Below are 7,332 nucleotides of genomic sequence, written 5' to 3'. Positions count from 1 at the left end.
TGACTCTTCTGCTTCTGCAATTACTTCCACTTCTTCTGGTATTTCCACAATGATTGTTTCTTCAAGCTTTTCTTCTGCTTTAACAATCACTGATTCTTCTGGCGCTTGCTTTTCTACTTCAATAGTAGGTTGTTCTATTTCTGTATTACGTTTCATTTCTTCTGATAATATTGTATCCTCGTGCTCTACTTTAGAAGCTAATGATTCTGTTTGTAGAACATTTTCTACCACTACATCTTTTTCTTGCTTCGCATCTTCCATACGCTCAGCAATTGTTTCATGAAGTAATTCAGCCGCTGGAACTTCCTGCGGTGCACTCATTTCTTGAACCACTTCTTTTTCTTCTACTATAGGCTCTTGGCGTTCAATTTCATAACCGTTTTTCTCTAGCCATTGATCGACAACTGACTTTTCTTCCTTTTTACTCTGTTGATCTTGCTGATCAACTCTTTCATGACTGGAAGAAGTCGGTGCTTGTCCTTCTGAGAAATGGGATAATGTATATCCTTTTTTCTCTAACCATGCATCAACGACTGATTTGCCCTCTACAGATATTTCAAGGTCTTCTCTTTCCTTTACTTCCTCCTGCTTTTCTTCCTTTTTCTCTACTGAAGGACGATTATATCCGTAAATTGGCGAAATCATTTCTGTTGGACGAAATGGTCTACGGTTACTTTCTTGCGCTGGTGTAGATGCTTTCTTTACGACAGGCTCTTGCTCCGGTTCATATTGCATTTCCGGCTCTTCATATGTAGAAACTACCTTCTCCACATACTGTCGTCTGCTTCTTTCCACTTTGATTCCTCTTTGAATAGGCTGATTTTCATACGTTACAGCTTGAACAGGCTGTTCTTCAAAATGCCCTGTTTCTATAACATCTTCTTCGTCGAACCCATTATCCGGTACTAATGGAAAACGGCATTTACCTGCATTCCTACTTGCCATTTGTGCTTCTCTTGCTTCGGTGTAGTGGTTTACACGAGGAATTTTCGGCTGACTTTCAACTTGCTTTTGTACTTCTTTATTCATCGCTGTTTGTTCTTCCTCTTTGTTAAACAGCTTTTTCATCCAATCTAACATGCTTACCACTCTTTCTACTAAATAGTAACATCCTTTATTGTATCAGCATTCGGCAAAAAGTGCAGGTAAAATTAAGCATGTCATATTTATCCATAATATTCTAATTTACGAGTGTTTTCATATGGAAAAACGCAGCCTTACATGTAAGACTGCGTTTAAGCTTTACTCTTCCGATACTCATCTACACTATCCGTTACACTTTGCAATAAAGAATTTACATACTGCGGGTCAGATAATTTTTTATCTTCTTCATGGTTTGACATAAACCCAAGTTCTAATAGTACGCCAGGTACTTTGGACCAATTGAATCCAGAAAGATCACCCCTGAATTTAATTCCATTTACTTTCACTTGCTGATTTTCTCTCATTTTATTTACTATCGTTTGAGAGATTTGAAGGCTTTCCGCATAAATCTCTTTCGTATACGGACTTCCTTCTGCCGGCGTCAATACAGCGAATCCACTTTGATTCGGATTTTCAGAACCATCTGCATGAAGACGTAAAAACAAGTTTGCCTTATGATCATTCGCAAATGTCGCGCGTTCTTTATTACTTATATCCACATCTTGTGACGTTCTCGTCATCAATACTTGCATTCCCTTTGCTTCTAACTTTTCTTTTAATACGAAAGCCATTTCTAATACAAGAACAGCCTCTCTTTTTTTCGTCACAACACCAGTTGTACCATCTGTCACTTTATATTTTTGCGTCGTTGCGCCTGGCCCAATCGGCTCTAAATTTAAATTTGCTTTTTGTTGGTGTCCTGGATCAATAACAACGAGAAACTTTCCTTGTTTTTCATTACTCTCTACTTTTTGTTCATTATTTTGCACTGGTTGCTCTGCTGGCTGCGCTGGCGTAGATTCCTCTTTCTTTTCTTCGGCCGGCACTTCCTCCTGCTTTTGCTCCACTTGCTCATTTGTTTGAACTGCTTGCGGTTCTTCTTTCTTTTCTTGTTCTTCTTGCTGCTTTTCTACCGGTGCGTCTACCTTTTTATTTTCGCTTGTTTCTTTTATAGAAGCTGTTGTCTCTTTTTTCGGTTGTTCTTGTGAGCAACCTCCCATATATATGCCAATGAATGCAATCATGCTCATTATTTTTATATACTTCATGTTTTTCTCCCATCACTTTGCACCGGTCTCAAAGTTTTTTATAATTGTTTTATAATCTCATCCATATTTCCAATATGAACGGGTTGCCACGTTTCTGTACCGCGCTCTGCAGTATAAACTAAATACGCATCATCAGACACATTTACGAAAACTGGGTCCCCCATATCTGTTTCATATCCGATAACGATCCATTCTTCTTTCCATTTTCCGTGGTCTTCACTTATTAATGAATTTTTATGTTTATCATATCGATAACCGATTTGTCCTTTTTCTAATTCATTTTCACTAAACAAATATATCTCATAAGTACCTAACTCGATATCTTGCTGTTTTGAAGTTTCAATTCGTTTCAGAAGTTCTGCGATTTTTAGTTGTTGTTTCATACGTCTATCCCCTTCTATTTTTCTAAATTTTAACTAGATTGTTTATAAAATACAATATAGATTTTAAGAAAAAAAGTGACATCCTTATGAATATGAATGATTTCCTGAATATATCTATCACAACTCGCAATATATCAACGATTCAACACAGGATATCGATTTACTGACAAAAAAAACGAAAAGAGAGGTCATCCAAAAGGACAACCTCTCTTTTCTTATATCAATTAAAATTTAAACTCTTGTCCAACTTCAAAGCTATCTTCTAATACAAGAATACCTTTTTCTTGTGGAGCATCTGGAAGCTCTAATTCACGTGCTGAACAAATCATTCCAGCAGAAGGAACTCCGCGAAGCTCAGCTGGCTTGATTAACATACCGCTTGGCATTACAGCCCCGATTTTTGCAACGACAACTTTTTGTCCTGCATCAACGTTTGGTGCACCACATACAATTTGTAATGTTTCTGTACCGATTTCTACTTTACAGATGTTTAACTTATCAGCATTTGGATGCTTTTCTTTTTCAGCTACATAGCCTACAACAAATTTTGGAGAAAGATCTGCTTCTACTGTTTCTTCAAAGCCGTTCTTCGCTAAAATTTCGTTGATTTTTTCTACAAGTTCTTTCGTTAATGTAAGGTTACCTGTTTCTTTTACTTCTAAGTAAGAAGATGCATGAAAGATGTTGAATCCTGCTGTTTCGTTGCTTTCACGATCATATACGCGTGCAACATCTCCTTTGCGATCAAAAGTACGGTTCTCTAAAGTAATATCTTGTAAGGCAACAATTAGAGTGTCACCAATTCCTTCAAGGTTGTAAAAAACGTTCACTTCGTTCATCCTTTCTCTTTTCCATCTGTCTTCTTCCGATTCTTCGCTAAAATAAAGATTGGTTCAAAGTCCCCATCTTCATATACGAATGAAAGTGATGTAATCGGAACATGCCCTTCGGCAAAAAATTTCATTGTCATTTGTGCAATAATATCATAACCGATTTCGTTGACGATATCAGCAATAATTAATACATCTTGGTGAGGAACAGCAACAACCATGTCACCAGAAATCTTTTCACGCATCGATTGTAGTAACGATTCGTTTAAAATACGAGTCGCATCATACCCATCATTTGTGTTTAAAAAGTAAAATGTATTACCTGCTACTGTGTCTTGTTTAAATTCATAACCTAATGAGCGAGCGTTGAATAATGCCATTTCACGTACTTGTTGCTCTGTAAGCCCTAATTTTTGTAATAAACGCTCGTCAATGAGACGATATGTTTTATTCGAATCTAGCGCATAGTAAATACGTGTTTCCGCCGTATGATCCGTCATAATAAACGGATTTCCTTCTTCTGCTTGTTTCGGGAAAGAAGTAGAGCGAATAACAGGTAAAATTTTCGCCGCGCTATTTTCTTCCTTATGCATCGCAATTAACGCTTCTTGTACGTAATAGGCAACCTCTTCAATCGCCTTTTCTTTATTCACTTCCCATTTTGCTACAACTCCTGGAAGCGATACGTTAATACCTTTTTTCGAGTCTTTCTGTTCTATACGTAGAACCTCTTTCTCGCTATCATACTGAAAGTCCCATTCCGGGCGAGATAATTTCTTCATTAACTCGTCTTTCATCTTTTTACTTGTCATCTTCATCTCTTTTTCCTCCCTTCCAAAAAAATAACCTCCCCCGCGAAGGTAGAGGTTGTTTTACAATTCAATTGGCAAATTGCCTTATTTTAAACCTTCAATGAACTCTTCGATTTGTTCTTGTGTTTTTCGATCTTTGTTTACATAGCGACCTGTTTCTTCACCTTTATTGTACGCTACAAAGCTCGGAATGCCAAATACGTCTAATTTTACGCATAGATCAATAAACTCATCACGATCTACATAGTAAAATGAGAAATCATTATATTTCTCTTCTACTTCTGGCATAAATGGATCTACGAAGCGGCAGTCTGGACACCATTCTGCTGAGAACATAAAGATTACATTCTCTTCATTTTTTAACTCTTGGAATTGCTCCATGCTTTCTAATGATTTCATCTATATTTCCTCCTCTAACGAGTGCAGTTTTTCATGTTATAATCTTTCTTTTATACTACCATACATCGCGCACGGTGCAAGGTTTATGCTTGCTTTTCATCATACTTATATTGCCCAACAAGTAACTTAACAACGTGTACAAATAATTCCGTACGGTCCACATAATCATCCGTAAAAATACCGATCGCACCTTCATGACTACGAATATCTTTTCTCTGTACAAACTCTTCCATCACTTCACTTAACTCTTTGCCATCTTCAAGAGGTGCTAAAAAATCATCTGGTAACGTAATACGTGCCCCGCCGGCAACAAATATTTTACCATCACTTGTTGCTAGCGCCCCCCAGTTACACATAAATAAACCGTGCTCTGTTTTCATTACGCCGCCTTCTAGTCCAATGCCAATTTGAGCTCCCGCTTCCTCTAGCGCTCGCTTCGCTCTATTGATCGCTCCTTGCATCGTCTCTTCATCTGAAAACGGTTGTGCTGCTACTCCTGAAGGAACAGAAAGAGATGTAATTGTAGCATCTTTCCAAACCTTCTCCACAGCTCCAACCTTCGTTTTATTCTTGGATCCAACTACTACTTTCATTTCATTCACCTCTATAAAAATTTATCATTTTCCCTTAATCAAATTGTTCTTTATACACGGATGCACGGCCACCACACATCGCTTGTTTGTCTCTTCACTCTAAAAAAGAAGAGTTTTTCTCACAACATTGCGGACCTCGAATCCAAAAGCAATCTTACTCTTACTTCCTACCCGGGGTTTTAATCCCCCATGCGAGAATCAATTAAGCACTGACCGCTACCATACATCGCTCGAGCATCTATTCAACCTAAAAAAAGAAGGGTTTTTCGCCCTTCTTCTCTACGCGTTATTCTTAATTGTTTCTAACGTCGTTTTATCCGTTGCTCTTACAAGCTTCGTAATTAGCTCTTTTGCTGCCGCATAATCATCAACATGTAAAATAGAAGCATGTGTATGAATGTAACGTGCGCAAACACCAATTACTGCTGATGGGATACCTGAGTTACTTGTATGTACACGGCCCGCATCTGTACCACCTTGCGAAATAAAGTATTGGTACGGAATGTTATGTGTTTCTGCTGTATCTAAAATGAATTCGCGCATTCCTCTATGCGTTACCATCGTACGGTCATAAATACGAAGAAGAGCACCTTTTCCTAATTGACCGAACTGTGTTTTGTCACCAGATGCATCGTTAGCTGGACTTGCATCAAGCGCATAGAAAATGTCTGGTTGAATCATATTTGCAGCAGTTTGTGCACCGCGAAGACCAACTTCTTCTTGTACAGTCGCACCAGAGTATAATGTGTTTGGTAATGTTTCGTCTTTTAATTCTTTTAGTAATTCGATTGCAAGGCCACATCCGTAACGGTTGTCCCAAGCTTTCGCCATAATTTTCTTTTCGTTTGCCATCGGCGTAAACGGGCAGATTGGCACGATTTGTTGTCCTGGTTTTACACCAATCTCAATCGCATCTTCATAGCTATCTGCGCCTATATCAATTAACATATTTTTTATATCCATCGGTTTTGCACGTTGCGCGTCACTTAATAAATGAGGAGGGATAGAACCAACAACCCCAACGACAGGGCCATTCTTCGTCATCACTTGTACGCGCTGAGCTAATAGTACTTGGCTCCACCAGCCGCCTAAAGGTTGAAAACGAAGCATTCCGTTTTTCGTAATTTGCGTAATCATGAAACCTACTTCATCCATATGACCTGCTACAAGAACACGCGGGCCAGTTTCGTCCCCTTTTTTCAGACCAAATACGCTACCTAAACCGTCTTGTACAATTTCATCTGCATACTTGCTTAATTCTTGCTTCATAAAACGGCGTACATCATGTTCGAAACCTGATGCACCTTGTAATTCTGTTAACGTACGAAATAATTGTAATGTCTCTTTATTCACGAAGTCCCCTTCTTTCAAACCTTAGTAGAATACCTCTTTTATTGTAACGAAATTTTCGAAATGTTTCTAGTTTCTTCTTTTTTAGCTGTATTTGCTTTATAATTATTATCGGTACACTATTTTTATTTTATAGAATTGAGGTGAATATATGAGCTGGAAAGGTTTAGTAGCAGGTCTTGGCGTTGGTTTCGCAGCTGGTTATCTTGTTGCAAACAAAGTACAAGAACAATCCCATATTTCTTCAGAAAAAGCATTGAAAATGGTAAAACAAGCATTAAGTCATAAAGGTGAAATTACTGGCTCTTGGGTACATATGGTTCCAGAGACATTTGAAAAATATGATGTCGCATACGAAGTATATCGCGGCGGTCTTACAACGATGTTAAATGATATACAAGAACGATTTGAATTTTTAGTTGATGCTAAAACAGGTACTGTTTTAGAGGTTATAGCAGCATAAACAGGAGGGTTCCCATTAGGTGAACCTCTTATTTTTTAATTGCAGATAATGATTGAAATTATATCGGCGGTTTTTCGAATATATCGACTGCAACTCCAAATATATCAGCGATTTTTTTAATATATCGACCGTAACTCAAATTATATCGGCGATTTTTTTAATATATCGACCGTAACTCAAATTATATCGGCGATTTTTCAAATATATCGACTTACCGACAAAAAACGACAACAAAAATGAGACTGCTCCCCCCTTTTTATGCTTCTATATCCGTTTTTCATTCTATTTTTTCTACGATATGACCTTCCTC

8 protein-coding genes and 1 pseudogene are annotated in these 7,332 nt (G+C 37.9%); 1 reads left to right on the top strand and 8 read right to left on the bottom strand.

The window, feature by feature from the left end; translation table 11 throughout:
• The 8 genes and pseudogenes from MR079_RS27055 to MR079_RS27020 form a co-directional block, all read right to left on the bottom strand.
• Nucleotides 1–1,080 (bottom strand): annotated as a pseudogene (locus tag MR079_RS27055) (DNA translocase FtsK); the annotation flags it as partial.
• A gap of 155 nt (nt 1,081–1,235) precedes the next feature.
• Entirely contained in the window at nt 1,236–2,192 is a 957-nt protein-coding gene (locus tag MR079_RS27050; RefSeq protein ID WP_242294979.1) for an N-acetylmuramoyl-L-alanine amidase, read from the bottom strand.
• Between the two features lie 38 nt (nt 2,193–2,230).
• Nucleotides 2,231–2,575, bottom strand: coding sequence for a thiamine transporter (locus MR079_RS27045; RefSeq protein ID WP_139866407.1), 345 nt, complete (start codon nt 2,573–2,575; stop codon nt 2,231–2,233).
• 224 nt (nt 2,576–2,799) lie between these two features.
• On the bottom strand, nt 2,800–3,414 hold the full coding sequence (ytpR, locus tag MR079_RS27040) for a YtpR family tRNA-binding protein (RefSeq protein ID WP_001006757.1): 615 nt from the start codon (nt 3,412–3,414) through the stop codon (nt 2,800–2,802).
• On the bottom strand, nt 3,411–4,223 hold the full coding sequence (locus MR079_RS27035) for a DUF1444 domain-containing protein (protein WP_000784603.1): 813 nt from the start codon (nt 4,221–4,223) through the stop codon (nt 3,411–3,413). Before MR079_RS27035 ends, ytpR begins: the two co-directional genes overlap by 4 nt.
• Nucleotides 4,224–4,301: 78 nt before the next feature.
• Nucleotides 4,302–4,616 carry a thioredoxin family protein gene (locus tag MR079_RS27030; RefSeq protein ID WP_139866406.1) on the bottom strand — a complete coding sequence of 105 codons (315 nt, stop codon included), beginning with the start codon at nt 4,614–4,616 and terminating at the stop codon, nt 4,302–4,304.
• Nucleotides 4,617–4,699: 83 nt separating this feature from the next.
• Nucleotides 4,700–5,209, bottom strand: a complete 510-nt coding sequence (locus MR079_RS27025; protein ID WP_242269735.1) for a DUF84 family protein — start codon at nt 5,207–5,209, stop codon at nt 4,700–4,702.
• 279 nt (nt 5,210–5,488) lie between these two features.
• Nucleotides 5,489–6,562 carry a M42 family metallopeptidase gene (locus MR079_RS27020; protein WP_139866404.1) on the bottom strand — a complete coding sequence of 358 codons (1,074 nt, stop codon included), beginning with the start codon at nt 6,560–6,562 and terminating at the stop codon, nt 5,489–5,491.
• A gap of 148 nt (nt 6,563–6,710) precedes the next feature.
• Here MR079_RS27020 and MR079_RS27015 point away from each other — a divergent pair, with 148 nt between their 5' ends.
• A complete protein-coding gene (locus MR079_RS27015) occupies nt 6,711–7,022 on the top strand; it encodes a PepSY domain-containing protein (RefSeq protein WP_000118543.1) in 312 nt (103 codons plus the stop codon).
• The last annotated feature ends 310 nt before the right edge of the window (nt 7,023–7,332 follow it).

It is taken from the genome of Bacillus cereus group sp. BfR-BA-01381, assembly GCF_022663555.1.
GTDB lineage: Bacteria > Bacillota > Bacilli > Bacillales > Bacillaceae_G > Bacillus_A > Bacillus_A pacificus.
Note: the sequence above shows the minus strand (reverse complement) of the source record. Positions and strands in the feature narration are given on the sequence as shown.

What these genes read in the sequence shown, in the direction of transcription:
- MR079_RS27050 (WP_242294979.1), bottom strand. Translation starts at nt 2,192, where the DNA reads ATGAAGTATATAAAAATAATGAGCATGATTGCATTCATTGGCATATAT.
- MR079_RS27030 (WP_139866406.1), bottom strand. Translation starts at nt 4,616, where the DNA reads ATGAAATCATTAGAAAGCATGGAGCAATTCCAAGAGTTAAAAAATGAA.
- MR079_RS27015 (WP_000118543.1), top strand. Translation starts at nt 6,711, where the DNA reads ATGAGCTGGAAAGGTTTAGTAGCAGGTCTTGGCGTTGGTTTCGCAGCT.
- MR079_RS27035 (WP_000784603.1), bottom strand. Translation starts at nt 4,223, where the DNA reads ATGAAGATGACAAGTAAAAAGATGAAAGACGAGTTAATGAAGAAATTA.
- MR079_RS27045 (WP_139866407.1), bottom strand. Translation starts at nt 2,575, where the DNA reads ATGAAACAACAACTAAAAATCGCAGAACTTCTGAAACGAATTGAAACT.
- MR079_RS27025 (WP_242269735.1), bottom strand. Translation starts at nt 5,209, where the DNA reads ATGAAAGTAGTAGTTGGATCCAAGAATAAAACGAAGGTTGGAGCTGTG.
- ytpR (WP_001006757.1), bottom strand. Translation starts at nt 3,414, where the DNA reads ATGAACGAAGTGAACGTTTTTTACAACCTTGAAGGAATTGGTGACACT.